Source organism: Teredinibacter franksiae, from assembly GCF_014218805.1.
Classification (GTDB): Bacteria; Pseudomonadota; Gammaproteobacteria; order Pseudomonadales; family Cellvibrionaceae; genus Teredinibacter; species Teredinibacter franksiae.
The window spans coordinates 2,388,230-2,413,137 of sequence record NZ_JACJUV010000001.1 but is presented as its reverse complement, the minus strand read 5'-3'; the positions used below and the strand labels follow the sequence as shown (position 1 = coordinate 2,413,137).

Below are 24,908 nucleotides of genomic sequence, written 5' to 3'. Positions count from 1 at the left end.
GCACAAAACGAGCAACGTAGTGGAGGTCGGTTTGAGCTGTTTGTTAAGAGGCATTTGCACGATCTGATTCCACAAGTTTTTTTAATGCGAATTTCCCTCTTTCAGAGACAGCATCGGAATTATCTGATGCAAATTTTTCCGCTAATTCTTTACCTGTGCTACCTAGAGTATCTAGCTCGCGAATTAATATCTCTGCGGAAACTCGGCGTACAATTGATGACCTATCATTTGCAGATTCATGCAGTAGATCGAGTATAGGTGTTTCAACGCTCAATTTCCGCTCGGATACAATAGGGATTAGCTTTTTTTCACAATATCGAATATCTGTCCATACCCATTTGCGTCCTTCTAACCAAGTTACTCTTTTTTCAAATAGGCTTCGATAAGCTTTCGCACGTAATGATGGTTGTACGGCGAGTGATGCGATTTCATCCACACGCCCGTCCAATATAGGGGTGCGGCCTAGTTGAGAAAATAGAGAGGTCATTGGCCCAGAAGCTGAAAACATTATTTTTTGGATAAGTGATTGCGCAATACTTACATCACTTATAATTTTTAGAAGAACGGTTTTATCTGCATCCTCGATTCTACCCCACGAGCCCCAGTTTGAAAGAGCAATACACAACGCCTCAACTACGTATTCGGGGTCGGATGCCTTGGCTAATTTTAAAAGTGTATCTCGCGCCGCAGCACGAACCTCTGGAACCCAATCATTTAGCCTCCTAACTGCTAATGAAAAAAAGAAAGTGTTTGGCGCTGCTCCGGAAAGGGTACGTAAAGTTTTTTCACGTCTATAACCATCCCAACTGGTAAGATCTAGCCAAGTTAAAATCTCGATGGGCTTTAACCATGGCTTCCATTTAGAAGGGGCGCTTTCTCTCATAGCAAGAGAAAACTCAGATCGGATCAAACGCTCCCAATAGTCGAAATTTGAAAGGGGAATTTGAGACGTAGCGTCAACCAGCGACGACATATCAGCCAAGACTTTGCTTCCTGGTTTGATCGACCTAGCAAATTCTTTGACTGCTGAAACGATTCTATCTTCCATGATATTTGGCTGGTACACCTTCTTGCCTCTTAACGCCGCTATAAATTGCGGCTTTGGAGTTGATTGTTTTGTGGTAGCGTAGCGTTAAGCCACAAAACAAGCGACGGAAAAGCCGTCAATTTGATAGCTTTGTTAGGAGAGTACATATCTATTAAGTAAAACAGCTTCGCAATAATTTCTTAATTTGGAATTCGATTCTCTGTCAAATACATAGAACTTAAAAAACCTTGTATATTCTGAACCAGATGGCGTATATGCTTGAATATTTACACTACAAAGTGATTCAACAACCTTGCTAGACATGGCAGCCATCGCCGTTGCTATAAAGATAATATTAGATATTTCTTTATACCATGACTCCTCATCACAAGACAAATCACCTTCAACTAGGCTACTTACGTAGGTTGAGAGCGATTTACATGCCGGTAGACTTTTACTACCATCAAAATATAAATCTAAATCAGCGCATTCAGCTACTTCAGTTTCGCTTACACCTGCTGGGATAAGTGAAATACTAATACCGCCATGCTGGCCAGGGAAAACATCTACCGCCAGCCCGGAGACGCTTATAAATACTTCGGTAGGTGATTTTTTCTTATACGAAACAATTTTTTCGGAATTATTTTCGATAATCTCAATGATCGCTGACTGAATTAATGTTTTTAACCTTTCTTGAATTTCTTTCATGATTTTTCTCGCGTGAACATGGACTCCTAACATTTGTATATAACACTTCCTATATCTAGACATAATGTCCATATATAGGCATAAAAGTACAGATATAGACACTAGATGGCTACATCTAGACACCTTAACCCAATCAAACCAACCTCTTCAGCCAACCCTCTCCGAATAACAATCATTAACCGAGACAATGCGTTCTTCTTGGAGCATCCGTTTTCCATCCGAAAAAGGTAATTACCACCGTTGTTGCTTGTATCTACCACCGTTGTTGCTTGTACCCCAATTGTCGCCGAACACTCGCATTATCCCCGTATAGCGGCAATGCGCAATCGCTGAAATTCTGGAATGCGTTCATCCACTATCAGCCCCTCATAACCCTATACACCGATGGCGCTCAACTCTGAATCAAACAGTCGGTACTGTATTGCCACAATATAATTACGTGGCAATTAGGCCTCCACAAATAGCCGCCTTCACCCTATTCAGCTTAGAGGCTAGATAAAGTAAATAATTGCGCCAGCTCAATTATTGTTTAGTCCCTACGGTATTGTCAGCGCTCAAACACAGCCTTGGCACCAGCCAACCTCTATTGGCGCGACACCTTCCCTCGCTAACCCGTGCAGCCCAGCAGTTCACGCAGCGGGATTTAAAAATAATTCCAGCTTAAGTTACAAACACAAAAAAGCCTGCTTAAGTAGCAGGCTGCTAATGCGCTATTTTTCAGCGGTTATTGGGCTAGGGTGATCCATGTGAACAGCTCACTACACGCCCAGCGTTACCAATTCCAAAGGGTGCCGTCTTCCAGTCGATTTACGGGTAAGCATGCGCGTTTGTAGGGGTACTTTGCGGCGAGTTTTTCATCGATATCTACGCCATGCCCCGGTGTTTCACCCGGTGTGAAGTAGCCCTTTTCAAATTCAAATGCATGGGGAAAAACCTCCAGCATTTGCTCACTGTGAGCCATATGTTCCTGAATGCCAAAGTTGGGCACCCAAAAGTCAAAGTGTAGGGCTGCACCCATGCAGATGGGGGAGAGGTCTGTGGCTCCGTGAAAGCCGGTGCGCACATGGTAGAGCGCGGCCAAGTCGGCTATACGGCGTAACTGTGTTATGCCGCCGGCATGCACGATGGTAGAGCGAATGTAGTCGATTAATTGATGCTGAATAAGCTCGCGGCAATCGTGAATGCTGTTAAACACTTCACCCACCGCCAGTGGCGTGGTGGTGTGCTGGCGAATGAGTTTCCAGGCTTCTTGGTTTTCGGCGGGTACGCAGTCTTCGAGCCAAAACAGGTGGTAGGGCTCTACCGCTTTACCGAGGCGAGCGGCTTCTATGGGCGTTAACCGATGGTGAACATCGTGCAGAATGTGCAGGTCGTCGCCAAACTGTTTGCGCATTTCTTCGAATAATTGCGGCACATAATTCAGGTATTTTTCGGTAGACCAACAGGCCTCTGTGGGCAGGTCGGCATCGGCGGGTTCGTAGGTTTTACCGCCTTTAGCGACACCGTAGGTGCTGCCAATGCCGGGAATACCACATTGCACACGCACGGCCTTGTAGCCCATTTCTACATGCCGGGCTACCTCTTCCAGCGTATCTTCTAGGGTGGCCCCATTGGCATGGCTGTACACCATTATGCGGTCGCGGCTGCGGCCACCCAGTAATTGGTACAGGGGCATGTTGGCCAGTTTGGCTTTTATGTCCCACAGGGCGGTGTCGATGGCGGCAATGGCGGTCATGCCCACTGGGCCACGTCGCCAGTAGGCGCCACGGTAGAAAAATTGCCAAATATCTTCTATACGTTGCGGGTCGCGGCCTATCAAGGCGGGGCAAAGGTAATCTTCGAGGTAAGAAACAACGGCTTTCTCTCGGCCGTTTAGGGTGGCATCACCCACCCCGTAAACCCCTTCATTGGTGACGATTTTAAGGGTGACAAAATTGCGGCCGGGGCTGCAGACAATAACCTTGGCTTCTTTAATTTTCACAAACTTTAATGCTCCGTTCCTGGGCGGGTGACCACTTAAACATGTATACAAGTGTATTAGATGGCGGGGTGGATGTCTTTGATTTTACTTTTGATTTTAGTCGTGGTTGGGTTTTATCAGCATTTCCTTGCACTAGGCGTCCATTTTGGCGATGTTTAGGCTTGAATCCTAGCGCCAAAAGCTGAATATTGCGACACAGCATTGTTGTTTGTCATTCACGTATAAAAATAACTCGAAATCACCCTATGCCTACTATTGCCTATTATCGCTACCACGTGATGTTGCTCCTTCTTCCGGCGTTTGTAGGGCTATTTAGCGCCTTTGCGCAGGCCCACGACGCTTTTGCCAGTGATGTTCGCGCACAATTACAGCAAGGCGGGCAACTGGAAGTGGAGTTAAAATTTGCATCGGTTACGGTGGAAGGCTTTACCCAGGGCATTTCCGACCGCGACAATCAAGTGAGTGAAGCTAACCTTTTCAATATTGAAGCGCACCTTATACATCAGGCGAAATCGTTTTTTGTTGTGACCAGCAACAACCGCAAGTTGGAGCCAACCGACATTGCGGTGGTGATTAAGGATAACGACGATGCGGTTGTTTTTTCCCTGCATTACACCGGTGTAGAGGTGGGCACTCTGGCCATACTGAGTGAATTTATTACGCGTACTAACCCGGAATTTACCGCAACCTTAACGATTCTGGATACCAACGGCGTACAGCTGGGCCTATTTATTCAATCGCAGAGCCACCTTTTCGACGAGGTACAGGTGGCCAGTACAGCGGCAAAAGTGGCTAACTCTGAGGGTGTGTTCACTAGCTTTTTGGTTCAGGGGTTGGTGCATATCGTCACAGGTTTCGACCACCTGCTATTTCTCTTCGCGCTCTTAATTGTATGCCGCGATTGGCGTTCAACGATTACGATTGTTACCTGCTTTACACTGGCACACTCGGTTACGCTTTCGCTCGCCAGCTTAGATATTATTAGCCTGCCTGCTCGCGTGGTCGAAATCGTTATTGCACTGACTATTGTGTATGTGGGTGTGGAAAACCTGGTAACCCGCCACAAACCGAAATTTAGGTGGGTGCTCACCAGTAGCTTCGGGCTAATACACGGTTTTGGTTTCGCCAGTGTGTTGCGCGATATTGGCTTAGGCAGTGACGGGGCACCTATCGTTATTCCATTATTTGCTTTTAACTTGGGCGTGGAAGCGGGGCAAATTGCTATTGTTGCTCTTTGCCTGCCGCTGTTGTGGCAATCAAGAAAATTAAAGGTTTTTGAAACCTATGGCCTGCCGACGGCGTCTGTTTTTGTGTCCGCTATGGGCGTTTTTTGGTTGGTCGTGCGTGGTTTTAGTTTGTAAATGTATAGTATGCCGCGTTCGCGTATGAGTGTGCGAAATACGTTTAGTCGGCTTGTACTTAAACCTGTGTGCGACGCCTGTAGGCTAGTGTTTGTGGTGGTTTACACCCTTGGTGCAAAGAGTGTGTTTCGAGCGGGGCCAATATTATTTCGTATGCTTGCGCTAGAGGTAAGTAGCATGAGGTATTTTGGGTATTAATTTATGCAGAGGGGTTTTTATTCAATCTGTGCGTAAAAAATAGTGAGGCAATGCAGCAAAATGTTGAAGGGTATAGATACTATTGCCGATGTGCGCGACGGCTTAAATAGAAAAGAGCGGGCCATTCTTTACTGTTTGAAAAAAACGCAGGAAGAAATGGGCGGGCGTAATGTGCCAACCCTTATGCTCTATGGGCGTGTGCTGGAACTCATCGATATTGGCGAGGAAGAGTTTCAACTAATTCTTTCACGCTTTGTGGGGTTAACACACGGGTAATGGCCATATAGTGGTGATTAACAGGGTAAGTGCAATTCGTTTTTTCATGCCTTTACTTGCCCTTTGTTGGCGTTATTGGTGGAAACGAATACGGGTAAAGGTAAACAGCGGAACGCTACCATTCTAATGGAATTATAACGATGATCTAGCGCAGGCAGTTGCCGGTTAGTGGTTCTAGAGGGGGGGGCAGTGAAAAGAGGGAAAACGAAAATTCAGCCACCAATAATGGCTTGCTGAAGAAGAGGGTAATTATTGAAATACGAGAATTTTTAGGTAAAAAAACGCTATGCTTCGCCAAGCTCAGGCATAGCGCGGTATGTTGGTTTCTCCTTAGGGTTATGAGGCTACTATTTTTTCGCCAATTTCATTTTCCCTTTTAATATACGCTCAAGATCTTTTTCGAAATCCTTAAGCAGCTCCTGATACGATACTTTCCAGGCGTTTTTATGTGATGCGCGGTTGTTGCGTGCCTTGGTAACGGGCTTAACCTGAAGTGAATCTTCAAACATCGCGACCATGGCTTTAGTTTTGGTGTCCATTACCACAATGCGATAGGACACGGCGGCGAAATTCCATAGAAATTCAACGCCTGCGGTATCCAGGCCATTATCTAGGTAGGCACTCGGGTATAGTTCGTATAGCTTTACCTGAAAAGCTAGGGTAGGCCCTTTGGGTGATGGTGCCCATTTCAGTACTTTATTTTTTGAGAAAACGGTTTCGGTTACCGCATCGGTAATGGGCGCAATTTCCTGCCACTCTTCGGTATGAAAATTTTGCCAATTTTTTTGTAGGCGTAAACTTACTTGTTTTGAAATGCTGAGCTCTTCTGAGTTTACAGGGTAGTACATAATGCTTTCGTATTGACTGAAATCGATTTTTGTATCGACTAATACTTTGGAAAAATTCTTCGACTTTATAAATTCAAAGGTATTTTTAGAGTCGCCTTCGCTGGTGTTTGCGGCAAAAGCTAAAGTAGGCAAGAGGGCGGCTAAAAACGCGAGGGAGAGGAGTTTTTTCATCGGCGTATCCTGAATAGTGTTTGTCTGCGATGGCAGAGGTAAAGATTGCGCTTAGGCGGTACCTTTTACTTCCAGACCCTACCGGTTTATTGTCGAGTAATAGTAGACGTTCAGTTGCCGTGACGGACGGCGCTCTACCTGCCGTTAGGCTTACAGTGTCATTCTAAACCAGAGTATGCGTTCTAGCCCGTGAAAATTAGGGAATTTAACCCCATAGCGACCTGTTTGAGTAGGCCGTACTGACACCTAAAGCCACTAATTTACGCGTGTGTTAACTGTTTCGCACGGACAGTGTTCGCTTCGTGGGGGTTATCAACGCTCGCATTGCGGGCCGTTACCCGCTAACAAACGCGGTGCTACCCTGAGGGCAAGTTAACGAGTGTATACGCAACCGTGGCGATGAATACCTGAAGCCACCTGCTGAACGCCTGGCTATACACGGTTAGTGGCTTGTGGTTAGCTGCTTCTGGTTAGTTGCGTATACTCTGTTCCGGCCCCAAATAACTAGGCTTTAGGCCACCGGTATTCACCAGTATTTTTTGTATTGCTACACCGGAATCTAGCGCATAAATGCGTAATGTGTTTCGCCCAGCTTTTACGACTTTGTGCACAGATGTACCTATGCGTACACCGCTTTTTACCGTTTCTTCCCATGCTTCGTCGGTACCGGAAAAGCCCTGGGTTAAATCGACAATTTGCGGTTCTTCACCACTCAAGGCAATTGCATAGCGCAGGCCTCGGTTGGGGAGGAAGGGCAAGCTTGGTGCTGCGTGTATGTGAATGTCGAACTCGCCGGTATGGAAAAACGTGAGGTCGTACTCGACGTAGGGCGCCTTGCTGAGATCAGTAAAGCTTTTATGGTTAAACGGTAAGGGTGTGATGGCGCTCTGCGTGCGTCCGTGCTGGGGTATTTCGGACCAGCTAATGCCCAAGGCCGATTTGCCACGGCTAGCGTTGGCGGCTTCAATAGCAATGTAACCATCGGCATCTAAAAACCCCCGTGCTTTTCTTCGCCGTTTTTCATTGGGTTTAAACGCACTTATGTGAATAGAGGCTTTTGCCCAGCTATTTCCTTTAATTACAATTTCACCGAGGCTAGTACCTTCCGATAATTGTTGCCAATCAACAGCAGCCTCAATTTTTTGCACGGAAGCAATTTCGCCCTGCTCGAGTGATAATTTTAACCAGGCGGGTTTTTCCAAAATTTTAAAATTGACCGGTTGTGTACCGCGATTAAACAATTCAAACCCCTGCTGGTTACGACCGTTTTGATCGAAGCGGAGGGTGTGGCCGCCGGCATCTGGCCATACGTGACTATAACCTTCTACAGCGACCGCCATATCGCCGTAATTACCGGGGGTGTATTGATGGATTGAGGGCATTTGGTTGCCGGCGGGGTTGTTCCAGTTAGTGTAACCAATACGCGGCTGGCTCATAAAATGATTCCACTTGCCGTTATTCAGCGCGTGGTATTGGGCTTCTAATGCGGCATCTAGTTTAAATAATCTTTGCGTTTCTTTGGCCCAATGGTTGGCCTCCGCCCTACCCTGTTGCGCATAGAGGCGGTTTTTACCAACGGCAATATTAAGTTGGGTGACCGTGGCGCTGGCTTTAACGGGGTATAAAACCAACTGAAAAAAAGCGTTCTTTTTATTCGTTGGGATAGTGTTATAAAGCGTTTCTGCGCGCCTGACTAAATCGTTTAGTTCGTTGCTAATGCGCTCGGCTTCGTTGTAATTGAGTAGGCTGTAGGTGTCTGGTGCCATTAGTTCGGGTTTGCGCCTGCCATTGTGCCGGGTATAACCGGTAATCAATGATTCAATTTCCTCGGCATATTGTTCACCAAATTCACGTGTGGCCCACAACTGGCCAAACTCCTGCAGCCGTGTGTGTGGCCAGTTCTCTGGGTTCCAGGCCATGCGCAGAAAAAACTCAATGGGGTATTCCATGGGCTTAAGGTCGCCCACGTTGACTATCCAAATAGTGTCAGCCTTGGTGTGATAGGCGAGATTCATTTGCTCCCACACTTTGGCGATGGGTACGGTATTCAGCCAGCGGTAAGAGCGCGGCCCGCCGACATAGTCGAAGTGATAGTAAACACCGGCGCCGCCAACACGATTGCGCTCTTCTGTTGTGGGTAGGCGGCGAATATTGCCCCAGTTGTCATCGCTCCACAGCAGGGTTATATCGTCTGGTACACGCATACCTTTTTCATAGTAGGCTTGCACCTCTTTATATAAACACCACAGTTGCGGCACTTCGGTTAGTTCGCGGTCGGAGAAAACATCGCTGAGAATGCTGCGCTGGTCTTTGACGATGGTTTCCAGTAATTCAATATTTTCGCCTTCGCTCATGGGCTCGTCTTGTTGGCCGCGCATACCCATGGTGTATAGGCTTTCATAGGGTTTATTGCGTTTGGCACCCGCTTGCCAAAAGTCGTAAAGTTCTTTGGGGTTACTGGAATATTCCCAGGGGCCCTTACCGTGGCGATCCCATTCTTTATCGGCGCGCATCATAGGTTCGTGGTGCGAGGTGCCCATAACAATGCCGTATTCATCGGCGAGTATCATGTTAAGAGGGTCGTCGTCGGCAAAGGCGCTGTTCCACATGGCGGGCCACAGGTAGTTGGCCTTTAAACGCAGCAGTAGCTCAAACACTTTTTCATAGAATGCGTGATTATAATCGCCGTGATTTTGCTTAACCCAGTTACTAAGTGCCGGGGCCTCATCGTTTAGAAAAATACCCCGGTATTTCACTTTGGGTGCGTCCTGCACTAGAGTATTTTTACGAATATAAATGTTACTTTTTTTCTGTACAGGAACATCGGCCCAGTAGTACCAAGGAGAAACGCCGATTTGCTCAGAGACATCATAAATGCCGTAGAGGGTGCCACGCTTATTCGCGCCAGCAATAACCAGTGCGCGTTCCACCCCTGGCAGGGGTTTATTCACCACTTGCAGGTGGTAGGCGTCCCATTGGCCTGTTATGGCGCTGGGTTTTAATTTCCCTGTGCGTATCAGTGTGTCGATAAGGTTACTTTTACCGATGGTGCCGACAATAACGCTGTGGCTACCTAGCGCTTGTCGTTGGTGAATGACCGTCGGTGTTTTACCGGTTACCCGCGCGATATCCTGCTGTAAGTCCCCTAGTGCCCGAATTACACCCTTGTGGTCGGTAGGGTCTACGTAAAGGGGGGCGACCGTTGTTTTTCCGACCAGAGTAAGAGCGCCTCGGCTGGGCAAATGACTGACATAGCTTTGCTCGCCCAGTGCTGCTAGTGCCGTAATAGGTGCAAGGCTAAGCAGCACGGCCAATAGCGATTGTTTACTGAACCTAAACATGAAAGGGATCCTTGAGCTTATCGCGCTTATAAATAGTGAAAGCTTTTCTTATAGTTTTAATGACTATAAGCTGGATGTAAAGTGTTAATTTTAAGGAACTTGATGAAAAGTGGTTTTCTAATGGACGAGAGCCTGCTGAAATGGGCCAAGAATTAATTAAGTGAGCAAAGCTATGGGTTGTAAACGATTCAACATTTTTCTGTTAATGCTTTCAGTTTTAGCTATAACCGCCTGTGAAGGCTCGGCCGGCTGGGAAACCGGGCCTACAGCAGAGCCTACCGCAGAACCAACGGCCGTTCCCTCCACAGAACCGACTGCGGAGCCAACAACCGAGCCAAGCGCAGAACCCACGCCGCAGATTAGTGTAACCAGCCTGCATGCCGAAGCCGATTTCCCTATTGGTGTTGGCGTACCGGCTGGTAATGCGTCGAACAGCCTTATCGACAGTTTGGACCGCCAGCAAATAGTAAATGCTCACTTTAGCCAGATAACAGCCGAAAATATTATGAAGCCGGACGCGCTGCACCCGGCTGAAGATGACTATTTTTGGGATGACGCTGTGGCGCTAGTGGATTACGCCGCCGTTAATGGCATGAGCGTACATGGCCACACCTTAATCTGGCATAACCAGATTCCAACTTGGATGTCGAACCACACCGGTACAGCTGAGCAGTGGACAACTATGATGCAAACGCATATCAATACTATCGTTGGGCGCTTTGCCGATACGGCCGCCGTTGTTAGTTGGAATGTGGTAAACGAAGCCTTCACCGATGATGCGCCCAGTGTTTACCGCAATACGCTGTGGTTTAGTAATATTGGTGAAGATTACTTTGCGCAAGCCTTTACCGCGGCCCGGGCAGCCGATGAAGATGCAGACCTCTACTACAACGACGTGCGCCTAGAGCTTAACGGCAGCAAAATGAATAGGGTGGTGACCATGATTGAGGCGTTTAAAGCGAATGGTACGCCTATCGACGGCATTGGTTTTCAAATGCATGTGTCGTTAACTTCACCGGAGAAAACCGCTATTGAATCGGCGTTCGCGCGCGTGGTTAACTTGGGCTTGAAGGTAAAAATAACGGAAATGGATGTGACGGTGAATGATGATAAAAGCCTTTCGGCTCTTGCACTAGACACTGAGCTAGCACAGGCCGCGCGTTATCAGGAAATTGTGAAGGCCTATATGGACGCGGTGCCAGCGGCTCAGCGTGGTGGTATTAGTGTGTGGGGTATTACCGATGACGATAGCGGGTTACCCGAACTTCACCAACGCGATGAATGGCCGCTGTTGTTTAACGCTAACTTTACGCCTAAGCATGCACTCCAGGGGTTTGCTGATGGTTTGGTTGGTGGTGGCTCTGAATAATATTGGGTTATCGAAGCGGGGTGATTTTCTGCACTAAAAGTCGCTTGCAGGTGCACTGGCTATTTCCAGTGAGCGGCTACGGCGTTTGGTGGCTATGGCGCCTGCTTTACGTTTTGGCTACGCAAAAGGCACTACACTAGAACCAGCAACCCCGGTAACCGTGGGCCATAAACGCCGATTTGAGCTGTAATTTAAGATGATAAACCTAAAGAATATCCACAAGTCTTACGGTGTAGGCAGCCAAAGGTTACATGTGCTTAAAGGGGTAGACCTTTCGATTGGTGGCAACGAGCTGGTCGCTATTATGGGTTCCTCTGGTTCGGGCAAATCTACATTGCTTAATATTCTTGGCATTCTCGACAGTTACGACGAAGGTAGCTATGAGCTTGCCAATATTCCCATTCGCAATCTTAGCGAGCGTCACGCCGCCAGTCTGCGCAATCAGCATTTGGGTTTTGTCTTCCAGTCATTTAATTTACTGCCGTTTAAAACGGCGTTGGAAAATGTTGCTTTGCCGTTGTACTACCAAAAAGTTTCGCGCAAAGAACGCAATAAGCGCGCGGCAGAATATTTGGAGCGCGTGGGCTTAAGTGACCGCAGTACTCACCTACCGGGCGAACTATCGGGTGGCCAGAAACAGCGGGTTGCTGTGGCCCGAGCACTGGTGACGAACCCAAAAGTGATTCTGGCCGACGAGCCCACCGGCGCCTTAGACAGCGCGACCTCTGAAGAAGTGATGACGCTATTTAAGCAGGTTCATCAGGGGGGTAAAACCGTTGTTATTGTTACCCATGAAGATGAAATTGCGGCACAAACCGAGCGCGTTATACACATTAAAGATGGCCTGATTGTGGCCGATGAAAGACAGGAAACCGTTGCATGATGGCGACCTAGATGTTTGTCGATAATTTTCAGGAAATTATTTTCACACTGCGCAAAAATAAATTGCGTACCTTCCTTACAGCCTTCGGCGTGTTCTGGGGCATTCTCATGCTTATTCTTTTACTCGGTGCGGGTAAGGGGTTGGAGAATGGCATAGAAGCAGGTTTTGGCACCGACGATAGAACCAGTATTTGGATAGGCAGTGGCCGCACAGCGGTACCCTATAAAGGCATTCCCCATGGTCGACATATTGCGTTTACAGAAGACGACCTAGACGCCGTGCGCCGAGAGTTTGATGGTATTCAACATATTTCAACCGAAATAATGGCGGGCAAACGTTGGCGGCGTACGATTAACGTTGCCTATAAAGAAAAGTCCGGTGCCTTTAGCGTGCTGGGCGTTGCCGACGAATTTTTTAATATTAAACGGTATTTGGAATATCCCGCGGGGCGTACATTAAATGTATTGGACAGCGCCGATATTCGAAAGGTCGCCATTATCGGTACCGCCGTGCGTGACCGTTTATTTGGCCCCGAAGCCGACCCAGTAGGCAAAGACATAACCTTTCACGGCATTGTACTTAAAGTGGTAGGCGTATTTTACGATTCCGGGCGGCAGGGACGAATGTCGGAGCGCGTGTATATACCCTTGGCAACGTTTCAGAAAACCTTTGGCCGTGGTAATAAAGTGGGGCAGCTCGCGCTTACGCCAAAACCGGGTGTAGATTCCTACGCGCTAGAAGAGCGTATTGTGGCCTATTTAAAGCAGAGGCACTGGGTAGCGCCAGAAGATGTTCGCGGTATACGTTCACACAACCGCGCTAAACAAATGGAAGAAACCACGCGAATATTCACCGGCATAACGGCCTTTATTTGGTTTGTCGGTTTGGGTACGCTGGCGGCGGGTATTGTGGGTATCAGCAATATTATGATTATCACCGTAAAAGACCGCACCCGTGAAATTGGTGTACGCAAGGCTTTGGGTGCAACTCCTAGCTCTATAGTCTCTATGGTGTTAACCGAATCTGTTTTAGTTACGGCCATAGCCGGTTATTGTGGGTTGGTTTTAGGGGTAGGCCTTATTGAGCTGGTCGCCATAATGGTGGAAAAGGCTGGCGGCAGCATGGGCTTTTTCGGTGCGCCGGAGGTCGACATTATTATTGCGATTAAAGCCATTGTTATTCTCGTGGTGTTCGGCGCATTGGCGGGTTTAGCACCCGCATTGCATGCGGCAAAAATTCATCCGATCGAAGCGATGCGAGAATAGAGGCGCTGTGAATTAAAATGCATATACTCGACCGAGACATTTGGCAGGAAATATTCGACAGTATACGTCGGCATAAGCTGCGTACATTGCTTACCGCCTTTGGTGTTTTCTGGGGGATTTTTATGCTGGTAAATTTGCTGGCCGCCGGTAATGGACTAGAAAACGGCGCCAGTGCAAGTATGGGCAAGCTTCAAAATGCCGTGCATATTTGGGCGGGCCGGCCCACCAGTATTCCTTACAAGGGTTTAACCAAAGGCCGCTACATTCGCATGAACGACGACGATGTTGCGGCCATCGCTAAAATGAGCGACGTCGATGTCATTGCGCCCATGAACGGTTATGGCGATCAATACACATCGCGCGGTACCCAGGGCGATACCTTCCGAATTACCGGGAATTGGCCAATCGAGTTTTCAGCCAAAGGCTACCATCTGCTTGAAGGCCGTTTTCTTAACGATTTGGATTTAAAGGAAGAACGTAAAAATGTTGTTATTGGCGAAACCGTGCGCGAGCTATTGTTTAAGCCGGGTGAAGTGGCAGTAGGCCAGCTAGTTAAAATTCTTGGCGTACAGTTTCAGGTGGTAGGTGTATTGCGCCCTTCTGCGCTAAACGACTGGGCACAGCGCGATCTTAAGCGCGTTTATTTACCGCAAACAACCCTGCGTAAAACATTTAATCAGCGCGATACCGTACATTCAATGCTGATAACCCCCATGCAGGGTGTCGATTCCAGCCGACTGGAAACGCAGGTTACCGCTCTTTTACAGTCGCGCCATCGAATACACCCAAAAGACAAAGGTGTAATTGGCAGCTGGAACGCACAGGAAAGTTACGATCGGGTGCAGGGTTTGTTTTCCGGTATTACGGCTTTTAGTTGGTTTGTTGCCATAGGTACCATTATTGCCGGTGTTGTGGGGGTGGGCAATATTATGCTTATCTCGGTAAAAGAAAGAACCAAAGAAATTGGTATACGTAAAGCCATAGGGGCTACACCGGCTTCTATTGTTAGTTCTATTTTACAAGAGTCACTTATTATTACGTTTTTTGCGGGTTATTTGGGCTTGGTCGCGGGGGTGCTTATGGTTGAGCTGGTAGGCATGCTATCACCCGAGGCTAATACCACTTTCATGAACCCCGAAATCAGTTTTTCTACGGCTCTTTGGGCTATTGTGGTTTTATTAGTGGCGGGAGGCCTGGCTTCTATATTGCCAGCGAGAAAGGCCGCTATGGTTGACCCCGTAATTGCATTACAAGATGAATAAAACAGGGCACATTGTTAAATGAAAAAATTCTTCGCCATATTATCGGTAATTTTAATAGTAGGTTTGTTTGTTGGTACGGCCGTATTTTTATACAGTAAGTCTCAGGAGAAGCCGGTCGTTTTCGAAACAGAAAAACCTATTGTGACCGATATTGTTAACAAAACGGTGGCTACCGGGAAAATTATTCCACGCAAAGAAGTAGAAATAAAATCGCAGGTTTCGGGTGTGGTCGAACGCATTTATACGGAGGCTGGCGAAGCTATAGCTAAGGGCGAGCTTATTTCTAAAATTCGTATCATACCCAATATGGAACGCCTCAATCGTGCCGAGTCGCAACTGGAAACCGCAAAGCTAGAATTTGCAAATGCTAGCCGAGAGTTAGAACAGCAGAAGAAATTATTTGGCGAACAGTTAATATCGCAGTTTGAGTACAATAAGTATTTTCATGAATATAACCTACAGGCTGAAACGCTGGAATCGGCAGAGAGTAATTTAGCTATTATTCGTGAAGGTGCCTCTCAAAAAGCAGGCAAAGTGTCTAACCTTGTCCATGCAACGCTGGAAGGCCTAATTTTGGATATTCCCGTAAAAGAAGGTACCTTCGTTACGGAAACCAATACCTTTAATGCCGGTACAACCATAGCGACAATTGCTAATATGCAAGACATGATTTTTGAAGGCACAGTAGATGAAGCCGAGGTGGGGAAAATACACGAAGGTATGGAGTTGTTGCTGAGCATTGGCGCAATGGAAGCCGAGCCTTTCAAAGCTGAATTGGAATACATTTCACCTAAAGGTTGGGATGACCAGGGCACCATAAAGTTTCAGATTCGCGCTGCGGTAAAGCTTCGCGACGACAAATTTTTACGCGCGGGCTACAGTGCTAATGCCGATATCGTATTGGCCAAGCATGAACAGGTTTTAGCCATTAATGAGCGATTATTGATTTTTGAGGGTGACGAAGTTTTTGTAGAGGTTGAAACGGCGCCGCAGATCTTTGAAAAACGACAGGTTAAAACGGGTTTATCTAACGGTATTCATATTGAAATACTCGAGGGTGTGAACAAGGATATGTCGCTTAAGAGGCAATAAAGGCCGAATGCAAAAATTAAGTGCACCGCTACACTAGGCTAGTGTCCGGAAAACGGTCACACCGCCCTCCAATCCGTTATTCCTCGCTGCGATTTAGCCACTTCCGTGAAAGCGGGAGCCTAGTGTTTTCTAGGCTTTGTGGAGCAGTTAAAATATCAGGGGCATGACCCCGTGTGAGTTTAAGTGGCGCTAGCCCAATACAAACACCGACAGAATGTGCAGACATAAAAAAACCGGGGCGTGCCCCGGTTTTGTGTGTGTTGTACCTTTACCCTTCCATATCTTCCAGCTCGACACCCTTTGTTTCGTATACATATTTAATAACAAAGAAGATCGAAACAACGGCACCAATGGTATAGAGGCTATAGGCGAAGGCGAGGCCCATTCCTGTGAGCAGCGCGGGGAAACTCAAGCTTACAACAAAGTTTGACAGCCATTGTGCCAAGCCAGCAATGGCAAGGCCCGACCCACGAATTTGGTTGGGGAACATTTCGCCTAGCATTACCCACATTACCGGGCCCCAGCTGAAGTTGAAAAATACTACATAAACATTAGCTGCAACCAATGCGAGTATACCCATGCCGCCTTCGAGCGAGAGCTGGCCTTCTGCGTCGACAGTACCGGAAGAAAAGGCCACAACGGCAAGCGCAAGGGAGATGGACATGCCGATGGAGCCCCACAATAGTAACGGCTTACGGCCAACGCGGTCGACTAGCACTAAACCAAGAATGACCGCGCCAATACTCAAACCACCGGATACAACATTAATTAATAATGCATCGCTTTCAACAAAGCCCACCGCCTGCCAAAGAACGGAACCGTAGTAAAATACAACATTAATACCAACAAGTTGTTGGAACGTGGCGAGGCCAATAGCTATCCAAACAATGGGCCTGACTTTGCCGCTGGCTTTGTCCAATAGGTCTGAGAGCTTTGGTTTGTGGTGGTCTTGAGCCAGTGAAGAATCAATCTGCTCTAATTTAGCCGCCCCAGCCTCACTACCGTAGAGGCGTTGCAAAACTAAAAGAGCTTTTTCTTTATGCTGTTTTACCACCAGAAATCGTGGGCTCTCTGGAATAAAGAAAAGCGCAAAAAGAAAAATTACGGCGGGAATGAGTTCCATCCAAAACATCCAGCGCCAGGTTTCATAGTCGAGCCAGAATTTACTCAGGGACGAGCCAGAAATATCGGCCAAAAAGTAGTTGCTCAAAAACGCCATAAACAAACCGGAGATAATGGCAACCTGCTGAATAGTTGCCAAGGCGCCGCGATAACGAGCGGGTGCTACTTCGGCAATATAGGCCGGAGCCATTACGCTAGCAGCACCTACGGCCAAACCCCCAATTATGCGGTAAATGATAAATTCGAATGAAGAGGTGGATATGCCGGAGCCCCACGCTGAAATAATAAAGAGCACTGACGCGATTATGAGCATGAACCGGCGGCCGTAATGGTCGGCGAGCCGACCGGCAAAGAAGGCGCCTGCCGCACAACCGAGTAGCATTGAGGCTATGTTAAATCCGCTAGCAAAACTTTCGGTGTTAAATGCGGCATCGAGGCCAGCCTTGGTTCCATTAATAACGCCACTGTCGAAGCCGAATAAAAAGCCTCCAATGGTGGCGACACTACTGATAAGTAGAATAAATGCAAAATTCTCAGAATTTTGCCCGCTTGCTTGGTTCATAGAAACTTCCTAATGGTTAATAGTTATAGTTGTGTAGCTATGAGATGAATATTGTCTTGTTGCGTCGGCGCGGCTCTTTTTATTGTTATATTTTTCTATGCCTTTTTTGTTTTATCGAGGTGCATTTACACTTCAAATGTAAAACCTTGCTCCGTTAGTTGCGCGTAAGCGTTCTTGTCGAATCGGTACAAATTGGCGGCCCGATGTGCCACACCCTGTTGCTTTTCATTGCAGGTGGTTAGCAAATTCATCTTCATTATTTTGCGACGAAAATTGGGCTTGTCGAGCTTTGCGTCTAGAATAGCTTCGTACAATTCCTGTAACTGCAGTAGAGTGAATTTCTCGGGCAGTAAATTAAAGCCCACAGGGTGATGCCGAACTTCGTGCTGTAAATGTTTAATACCGTATTCGAGAATTTCCTGGTGGTCGAATACCAGCGGGGGTAAATCGTGGACATTGAACCAGTCGGCTTCAGATGCGCTGAAACCCGCCATTAAGGCGTAGTCATAGGCGCTTACCAGCGCGTAATAAGCGACAGTAACCACGCGCTCAGCCGGGTAGCGATTCACCTTGCCAAATGTTTTTAGCTGCGAGAGGTAGGGGTGTTCTACGCCGGTAAGATCGCGTAGTAGCCTACGGGCGGCATCACGCAGGTCTTCTTCCTGCTTAATCCAGCCGCCGGGTAGTGCCCAGTCACCCATGCGAATACCTTCGCCGTGTTTGATCAGTAGCACCTTCAGCTCGCTGCCATCGAGGCCAAAAATAAGGTTGTCGATGGACAGACCGCGGATAACACCGTCTGGAAGCGGCGCGGTTTCATTACTCAGGCTTACAGAAGTAACTTCCGCCACGTTAATCGGTTTTCTAATTCCTGATGCTTTATTCATCTGACTCAAATATCTATTACGGCTAGAATTTAGTGCGTTCAATAACCAGCACAGGCTATGTTTTTACTGGCAAAAAACAAAGTGGCTGAAAAGCGTGTATCCCCAGTATTTTCGCGAGATAGCGTGCATTTTGGGATGCGGTTTCTGAGACGCATCAAAGTTGATCGATGCTAGCACTAAAGAGTATTGTAGTCAAAACGACAATAAGGCTATACTTCGCCTTCTGAATACAGCGTAAGCTAAGGTTAGAACCCGGTTGCCCTGTTTTCGTAAAACCCTGAACAGGCGTGGCGATGTTTAGTATGGCCAAAAGATGAATCAAAAGGCGCATTCAGGCAGCACAGCATTGTTCAGCAACCCTGTTCCACCAAACCAAATAACAACAGCTTCGGCAGGTAATCATGCTTTTTCTTGGAATCGATGTTGGCAGTTCTTCCGTTAAACTTTCAGTGCTAGATGGCGATACCGGTAAGGCTTTAGCGTCTACTCAATATCCGGATACCGAGCTGGATATTGCCAGCCCACAGCCGGGCTGGGCCGAACAAAACCCCGATACCTGGTGGGACTGTATCAAGCAGGGCTGCGCAAAGTTGTTTAGTACGCCGGGTGTAGATGCCCAACAGATCGAAGCCATTGGTATTTCTTACCAAATGCATGGCCTAGTATTGGTAGATGCCAACCAGCAAGTGTTACGCCCGGCCATTATCTGGTGTGATAGCCGTGCTGTGCCCCACGGCGATGCAGCGTTTGAAGCCCTGGGTAGCAACTACTGTTTCGAGCATTTACTGAATTCGCCCGGAAACTTTACCGCGGCTAAGCTGCGCTGGGTTCAGCAAAGTGAACCTGAAGTTTTTGCCAACATTGATAAAATGATGTTGCCCGGCGACTACGTGGCGATGAAATTATCGGGGCACATAAACACCACGGCATCCGGGCTTTCGGAAGGCACGTTGTGGGATTTTAAGCAGCAGAAGGTAGCTGAAGCGCTGCTACAACACTGGGGAATTGACAGCCGATTAATCCCCGAAGTGGTGCCGAGTATTGGTGAGCAGTCGCAAGTGAGTGCTAGTGCCGCCGCCGAATTGGGTATACGAGCAGGAGTTAAAATTACTTATCGTGGTGGCGACCAGCCCAACAACGCGATGAGCTTGAATGTATTGGAACCCGGAGAAGTGGCGGCAACGGCCGGTACTTCCGGCGTTATATACGGTGTAACCGACAAGCCCGCCGCCGATATTGAATCGCGGGTAAACACCTTTCTCCATGTTACCAATACGCCCGAAGCACCGCGCAACGGAGTGTTGGTGTGTGTGAACGGTGCCGGTCGTTCCTATAGCTGGTTGCGACAACTGTTAAGCGTAGACGGAACGGCGGTCGATTACCGGCTGTTGAACGAGCGCGCAGAGCAAGTACCCGTGGGCAGTGAAGGCCTCATTTTCCACCCTTTCGGAAACGGTGCCGAGCGCATATTCCAGAATCGTAATTTGGGTGCTCAGCTTCGTAACATTGATTTAAACCGTCACGGCCTTGGGCATATTGTTCGGGCTACTCAAGAAGGCATTGTGTTTGCGCTTAACCAGGGTTTTGATGTACTTAAATCTCTGGGGGGAAGTTGCGACGTTGTGCGCGTAGGCCAAGGCAACATGTTCCTCAGTGACGTATTTGCGCAGGCCTTTGCCAACACCACCGAAGCCGCTGTGGAGGTGTATGAAACCGATGGCGCAGAAGGCGCGGCCCGCGCTGCAGCAATAGGCTGTGGATATTTTGCTTCAGCCCAAGAAGCCTTTAGCGGCCTTGCGCGGGTAGATGTTATTGAGCCGGAGACCAGCAAAGTAGAGCAATACCGGCACGCCTATGGAGAGTGGGTGGAGGCCTTGCCAAAACTCAATTGATTTTTGGCTTTTAAAATTGTGCACTGACGACTGCGAATATGCGTTGGTGGTTAGTGCTATGCAGAAGCGCACGTTTGTTGTGAGTTTGCTGAATATTTGCAAGGAAACTAATTCCAACATTATTTAAAGAAGGTAAAGCTATGAGCGTATTAATTGGTGATAAAGAATACTTTCCGGGTGTAGGTAAAATTGCCTATGAAGGCCCGGAATCTGACAATCCACTGGCCTTTAAATACTACGACGAAAATCGCGTAGTGGCCGGTAAAAGCATGAAAGAGTTTTTTAAATTCGCCACCTGCTACTGGCACACATTCTGTGATACCAGTGGCGATCCGTTTGGCCCTGGCACCCGTCGTCACCCCTGGTTCGACGGTCCCGACGCCATCACCCGCGCCAAGCAAAAAGCCGATGCCGCTTTTGAATTTTTTACCAAGTTGGGAACACCCTATTACTGCTTCCACGATGTGGACGTTATTGAAGAAGCGGGCACTACCCGCGCCGCGTTCAGTGATCGTGTTGCCACCATGGTGGATATTCTAAAAGAAAAACAAAACGCTTCTGGTGTGAAACTGTTGTGGGGTACTTCTAACCTGTTCACCAACGCGCGCTTTATGAATGGCGCTTCTACCAACCCAGATTTTAATGTGGTGGCATGGGCCGGCGCACAGTTAAAAGACGCGCTAGATGCAACCATAGCGCTCGACGGTGAAAACTACGTTTTCTGGGGTGGCCGAGAAGGTTACATGAGCCTGCTCAATACTGACCAAGGCCGTGAAAAAGAGCACATGGCACGCTTCCTAACCATGGCCCGCGATTATGCGCGTGCGCAGGGCTTTAAAGGTACGTTCTTTATAGAGCCCAAGCCCATGGAGCCCTCCAAGCACCAGTACGATGTAGACAGTGAAACGGTTATTGGTTTCTTGCGCGCCCATGGTTTAGACAAAGACTTTAAACTTAACATTGAAACGAACCACGCAACACTAGCGCAGCACTCTATGGACCACGAGCTGCAGGTAGCGGCCGATGCCGGCATGCTAGGTAGCATGGACGCCAACCGAGGCGACTACCAAAACTCTTGGGATACGGACCAGTTCCCTTACAACATCAATGAAACCGTTGAAATGATGTTGGTCATTTTACGTGCTGGTGGTTTCCAAGGTGGCGGTATTAACTTCGATGCAAAAGCACGCCGTAACTCTACCGACCTGGAAGATCTATTCCACGGTCACATTGGCGGTATGGATGTTTTCGCGCGTGCACTAATCGTTGCCGACGACCTGATTCAAAACTCTCCCATCGAAAAAATGCGCGCCGAGCGTTACGCTTCTTTTGATGCCGGTAAAGGTGCCGATTTTGAAGGCGGTAAGTTAACATTGGAGCAGTTGGCAAACATTGGTAATGCGGTTGGTGAGCCAGCGGTTACCAGTGGTAAGCAGGAATTGTACGAGAACATTATTAATCGTTATATTCGTTAATGGCTTGATGCGGTTTTAGTAAGAAAATCGTTAACAGTAGAAAACCCTGTGGCTGAGAGGCTGCGGGGGTTTTTTATGGTTTTTCTGAGTTAGTGTTATGGCGCATAAAATACATGGCAAATTAGAGCGTTTATGGGTTTTCTAATATTAGTACTAATTCTGTTTCTTCTGTTTTTTCGCCTATAGCGTTTTTTTATAGTATATGGGAAAGAGGTTTTGGGAAGGAATAACTGTAAGCTAGCGGCACAACCCTAGCTCTGCTCGCGATTGTTTAGGTGCAGTGACCCACCATGAAACTCAGCTTTTTGACGGCAAAGCACAAGGCCGATACCTAAGTCATCTTTTTTGGTTTTGTAAAAGGGGATGACAAAAAAATAGCTCCATATGCATCGCAGGCTACCTCAACGTTAGGCTTTACGGCAGTGCGTTTCAAACCATTTAGCCAGTTGAGTCTCATTAAGCTGGCCTGCCGCTAAATTTGCATAGGTGATAGCTGCATCTGGTTCTGGTGCCGTTAATATGTATCCATTTATTTCCAAAAATAAAGTGCCAATGGTAAAGGCTGTGCGTTTGTTCCCATCAACAAATGGGTGGTTCTTTGCAATCCCAAAACTATAAGCAGCGGCAAGTTCAAAAATTGAAGTTTCTGGCTCGTAAGTATATTTTTGTTTTGCTCTTGTCAGCGCAGAATCAAGCAAGGCTTCGTCTCTAATTCCGATGCCTCCGCCATGTTCCGCTAAAAGCATAGAATGTACTGCTTGCACTACATCATCTAGTACCCAGGTTGGCTCCTTCATTTAGCCAGCTCACGAAGGGTGTTTTTATAGCGCTTCATAACTCCTTCAGCGGCTTCAATTTGGCCATCAAAGTCCTGCTGGTAGGGCGTAAGCGTGTAGCCGTCAGGGCCTTCAACCAAGTAGAGAGTGTCGCCTTTAGCTGCTTTCATCTTGCTAAGTGCTTCTTTTGGCAGCAAAATTCCCATTGAGTTGCCTACGGCGGTAACTTTAACTTTTAACATAGGTTTGGCCTGCAAGTAAGTTATAACAAATGTTATTACGTAGTGTAGCCCAGCCTAGCAAGGCAAGCAACCCGGCGCCGCAGGCGCGGGTTCTTTTGGCGTTAGATTTCAACCTGAGAATAGGGTTCTATGTATAAAACTATTTTGGCTTGTATAGCTGTTGTATTGAGTTATCCGGTGTTGGCACAAGATGATTTTGATCGTGAAAGTGCGCTCGAATCTTATAAATCCGAAGATCAAAAATTTAAAAGATAAAACATAAAAGGACATCCATAAACTTGCTAGACTTGGAGAGGAAATAATAGCTATTGGTTTCTCTCTCCATGGGGTGCTTTCTGCGGACCCAAGCTTAACGGCTGGTAATGTTAACGCTCTCTCTGGTCTAGAGAATGATAAGAATAGCATTCAAATATCATCGCCAATTCAACCGGATAATAGTGGTGGCCCATTACTAAATAAAAAGGGATATTTAGTTGGTGTAGTTCAGAGTAAGCTAAATACGTTGCAGCTCGCCCAGTACACCGGCGACATTGCTCAGAATGTTAACTTCGCCGTAAATACTTCAGCATTGATTCAAGCTCTTGATGCAAGCGGAATTACCTACAAGCGAGAAAAGCAAGTTGAACGAGAAGAACTTCCTACACCGGATATTGCTGATGAGGCTATAAAATACACTGTTCAAGTAATGTGCCGAGGGTGACATACCACCTATATAACCATAGGGTCAGACTTTAAAGCACACAAAGGGAAAAGGGGGAATGCCAAATGTAAGGCCTGACCCCTGTAGCCTACCGGTGAAGAAGAGCACTGAGAGCGATTTCTTTTATCGTGGGCAAAGACGGATGGAGTTAATGGAGGTGGGCAATGGGCTACATAAGCTTAAATAAAATGGTGAGGTTGGAGCTTGATGGCGAATTAATTTTTTCATCCTCACAGGAGCAGGTTCAGGCCATACTTGAGCAGGGTGAGTTAGACGGGGCAACAATTTCTGATCCTAGGTTATTAAAGCTATACAGTGAAAGGGCTCAATTAAGTGAGGATCTTTTACTTGGCTTTAGGCGTGGGGCCTTTTCAAGGAATAAGTGGTGGCCATGCTTTTTGTTGAAACGTGATGGAGGCGTGTTGAGGGTGCATGTACTACCTAGGCAGCAGCAAACGATACAGTTGCCTCTTGAAAAAACGATTTAATCAGGGCCTTATCCCGTTTGATACTTTCCAAATCTAAAACGGCACGATTCTTTAGTGATTCCCCCTTCTTGAGTGGCTTTTTTGATGTGCCGATATTTCTCACCTGATTCCACACAAGCTCGTCTGGGTTTAAATCCGGTGCGTACGGTGGTAGAAACACCATTTCAATTTTTCCTTCAAGTGTTTCAATATAGTCCGTGACCTTCTTTGATTTATGTACGGGATGCCCATCAACGATGAGTATGACGGGGTGGTTACGGCCTTTTTGGAAACTTTTTAAGCATTCAATACATTTATCCGCATTAAATTTTCCGTCAAAAACGTGATACCAAAAGCCCCCCTTATTTGATAACGCTGAGATCGCATTAATGGCCTGTCTTTGACCGCTTGTTCTGACGACAGGTGTCTTTCCTTTTTCACCCCAGGTACGCTGTAAAGGATCATCAGAACGAATAGTGGCTTCATCCAACCAAAATATCTCAGCCCCTTTCTTTTTAGCGTATGCCCTAACTTTAGGGTAGACGTCGTCAACCCATTCTTGCACCGCTTTCTCGTCCCGCTCATAAGCTCTACGTAGCGGTTTTTGTGGCGTCAAGCCCAAGCCATGCAGAATTTTACCGACACCGGAAATGCTTAGGGTAACGCCAAACCGTTCAAGAATTAAATCAGCAACAATTTGGCGTGTCCACAAACCAAATTCAAACCCATGCTGCCTAGGATCTCCGCCGATTATCCACCTCTTTATTTCTTGCTCTTCAAGATCGGATAGTGTTCGATTGCGTCCAGTGCGCGCCTTGGGAGCCAGAGCTTCAATTCCTTTTTCACGCGCTAAACGCAACCAAGTGAAAATTGTTCGGCTTCCAAGACCAAAACTGCGTGTCACTTCGGCCGCACTTTCACCATCATGCACTCGCTGCACGGCTATCTTGCGAACTAAATGCTGCTCTTCTGTACTAAGTTTTCTTGCGTCATTTTTCATGAC

20 protein-coding genes are annotated in these 24,908 nt (G+C 47.3%); 10 read left to right on the top strand and 10 right to left on the bottom strand.

Annotation, left to right across the window (positions count from 1 at the left end):
* Window positions 1–43: 43 nt before the first annotated feature.
* The 3 genes from H5336_RS09990 to manD form a co-directional block, all read right to left on the bottom strand.
* Window positions 44–1,048 (bottom strand): hypothetical protein, encoded by a 1,005-nt coding sequence (locus tag H5336_RS09990; RefSeq protein ID WP_221628027.1) that lies wholly within the window; start codon window positions 1,046–1,048, stop codon window positions 44–46.
* A 132-nt stretch (window positions 1,049–1,180) separates the two neighbouring features.
* Complete coding sequence (locus H5336_RS09985) at window positions 1,181–1,735, bottom strand: hypothetical protein (RefSeq protein ID WP_185233770.1); 555 nt, start codon at window positions 1,733–1,735, stop codon at window positions 1,181–1,183.
* 772 nt (window positions 1,736–2,507) lie between these two features.
* Complete coding sequence (gene manD, locus H5336_RS09980) at window positions 2,508–3,716, bottom strand: D-mannonate dehydratase ManD (protein ID WP_185233768.1); 1,209 nt, start codon at window positions 3,714–3,716, stop codon at window positions 2,508–2,510.
* A gap of 245 nt (window positions 3,717–3,961) precedes the next feature.
* Here manD and H5336_RS09975 point away from each other — a divergent pair, with 245 nt between their 5' ends.
* Together H5336_RS09975 and H5336_RS09970 are read left to right on the top strand one after the other, a co-directional pair.
* Window positions 3,962–5,077: a HupE/UreJ family protein gene (locus H5336_RS09975; protein ID WP_185233765.1), complete on the top strand. Its 1,116-nt coding sequence runs from the start codon at window positions 3,962–3,964 to the stop codon at window positions 5,075–5,077.
* Window positions 5,078–5,335: 258 nt separating this feature from the next.
* The gene (locus tag H5336_RS09970; protein WP_185233763.1) at window positions 5,336–5,551 is read left to right on the top strand and encodes a hypothetical protein; all 216 of its coding nucleotides are present in this window, start codon (window positions 5,336–5,338) and stop codon (window positions 5,549–5,551) included.
* 347 nt (window positions 5,552–5,898) lie between these two features.
* Here H5336_RS09970 and H5336_RS09965 read toward each other — a convergent pair whose 3' ends face one another.
* Window positions 5,899–6,570 (bottom strand): hypothetical protein, encoded by a 672-nt coding sequence (locus H5336_RS09965; RefSeq protein ID WP_185233761.1) that lies wholly within the window; start codon window positions 6,568–6,570, stop codon window positions 5,899–5,901.
* Between the two features lie 470 nt (window positions 6,571–7,040).
* Entirely contained in the window at window positions 7,041–9,911 is a 2,871-nt protein-coding gene (locus tag H5336_RS09960; protein WP_185233759.1) for a glycosyl hydrolase 115 family protein, read from the bottom strand.
* A 160-nt stretch (window positions 9,912–10,071) separates the two neighbouring features.
* On the opposite strand from H5336_RS09960, the gene H5336_RS09955 reads away from it, so the two are divergent.
* The 5 genes from H5336_RS09955 (at window position 10,072) to H5336_RS09935 (ending at window position 15,782) form a co-directional block, all read left to right on the top strand.
* Window positions 10,072–11,280, top strand: coding sequence for an endo-1,4-beta-xylanase (locus H5336_RS09955; protein ID WP_185233757.1), 1,209 nt, complete (start codon window positions 10,072–10,074; stop codon window positions 11,278–11,280).
* A gap of 196 nt (window positions 11,281–11,476) precedes the next feature.
* Window positions 11,477–12,163 (top strand): ABC transporter ATP-binding protein, encoded by a 687-nt coding sequence (locus H5336_RS09950; protein ID WP_185233755.1) that lies wholly within the window; start codon window positions 11,477–11,479, stop codon window positions 12,161–12,163.
* Between the two features lie 11 nt (window positions 12,164–12,174).
* Complete coding sequence (locus tag H5336_RS09945; protein ID WP_185233753.1) at window positions 12,175–13,428, top strand: ABC transporter permease; 1,254 nt, start codon at window positions 12,175–12,177, stop codon at window positions 13,426–13,428.
* Window positions 13,429–13,445: 17 nt separating this feature from the next.
* Window positions 13,446–14,690: an ABC transporter permease gene (locus H5336_RS09940; protein WP_185233751.1), complete on the top strand. Its 1,245-nt coding sequence runs from the start codon at window positions 13,446–13,448 to the stop codon at window positions 14,688–14,690.
* A gap of 18 nt (window positions 14,691–14,708) precedes the next feature.
* A complete protein-coding gene (locus H5336_RS09935) occupies window positions 14,709–15,782 on the top strand; it encodes an efflux RND transporter periplasmic adaptor subunit (RefSeq protein WP_185233749.1) in 1,074 nt (357 codons plus the stop codon).
* Window positions 15,783–16,050: 268 nt separating this feature from the next.
* Here the strand turns inward: H5336_RS09935 and H5336_RS09930 are convergent, their stop codons facing one another.
* Both H5336_RS09930 and H5336_RS09925 read right to left on the bottom strand, forming a co-directional pair.
* A complete protein-coding gene (locus H5336_RS09930; RefSeq protein WP_185233747.1) occupies window positions 16,051–17,466 on the bottom strand; it encodes a sugar porter family MFS transporter in 1,416 nt (471 codons plus the stop codon).
* A gap of 125 nt (window positions 17,467–17,591) precedes the next feature.
* Window positions 17,592–18,353 carry an NUDIX hydrolase gene (locus H5336_RS09925; protein ID WP_185233745.1) on the bottom strand — a complete coding sequence of 254 codons (762 nt, stop codon included), beginning with the start codon at window positions 18,351–18,353 and terminating at the stop codon, window positions 17,592–17,594.
* Between the two features lie 401 nt (window positions 18,354–18,754).
* Between H5336_RS09925 and H5336_RS09920 the strand changes: the two genes are divergently transcribed.
* Together H5336_RS09920 and xylA are read left to right on the top strand one after the other, a co-directional pair.
* Window positions 18,755–20,245: a xylulokinase gene (locus H5336_RS09920; protein WP_185233743.1), complete on the top strand. Its 1,491-nt coding sequence runs from the start codon at window positions 18,755–18,757 to the stop codon at window positions 20,243–20,245.
* A gap of 140 nt (window positions 20,246–20,385) precedes the next feature.
* Window positions 20,386–21,720 (top strand): xylose isomerase, encoded by a 1,335-nt coding sequence (gene xylA / locus H5336_RS09915; RefSeq protein WP_185233741.1) that lies wholly within the window; start codon window positions 20,386–20,388, stop codon window positions 21,718–21,720.
* 407 nt (window positions 21,721–22,127) lie between these two features.
* Here the strand turns inward: xylA and H5336_RS09910 are convergent, their stop codons facing one another.
* Both H5336_RS09910 and H5336_RS09905 read right to left on the bottom strand, forming a co-directional pair.
* On the bottom strand, window positions 22,128–22,517 hold the full coding sequence (locus H5336_RS09910) for a type II toxin-antitoxin system death-on-curing family toxin (RefSeq protein WP_185233739.1): 390 nt from the start codon (window positions 22,515–22,517) through the stop codon (window positions 22,128–22,130).
* Entirely contained in the window at window positions 22,514–22,738 is a 225-nt protein-coding gene (locus H5336_RS09905; protein ID WP_185233737.1) for an AbrB/MazE/SpoVT family DNA-binding domain-containing protein, read from the bottom strand. The genes H5336_RS09910 and H5336_RS09905 overlap by 4 nt, the downstream gene beginning before the upstream one ends.
* 268 nt (window positions 22,739–23,006) lie before the next feature.
* Between H5336_RS09905 and H5336_RS09900 the strand changes: the two genes are divergently transcribed.
* A complete protein-coding gene (locus H5336_RS09900) occupies window positions 23,007–23,438 on the top strand; it encodes a trypsin-like peptidase domain-containing protein (RefSeq protein WP_185235715.1) in 432 nt (143 codons plus the stop codon).
* Between the two features lie 441 nt (window positions 23,439–23,879).
* Here the strand turns inward: H5336_RS09900 and H5336_RS09895 are convergent, their stop codons facing one another.
* Window positions 23,880–24,905 carry an IS630 family transposase gene (locus H5336_RS09895; RefSeq protein ID WP_185233735.1) on the bottom strand — a complete coding sequence of 342 codons (1,026 nt, stop codon included), beginning with the start codon at window positions 24,903–24,905 and terminating at the stop codon, window positions 23,880–23,882.
* Between the last annotated feature and the right edge of the window lie 3 nt (window positions 24,906–24,908).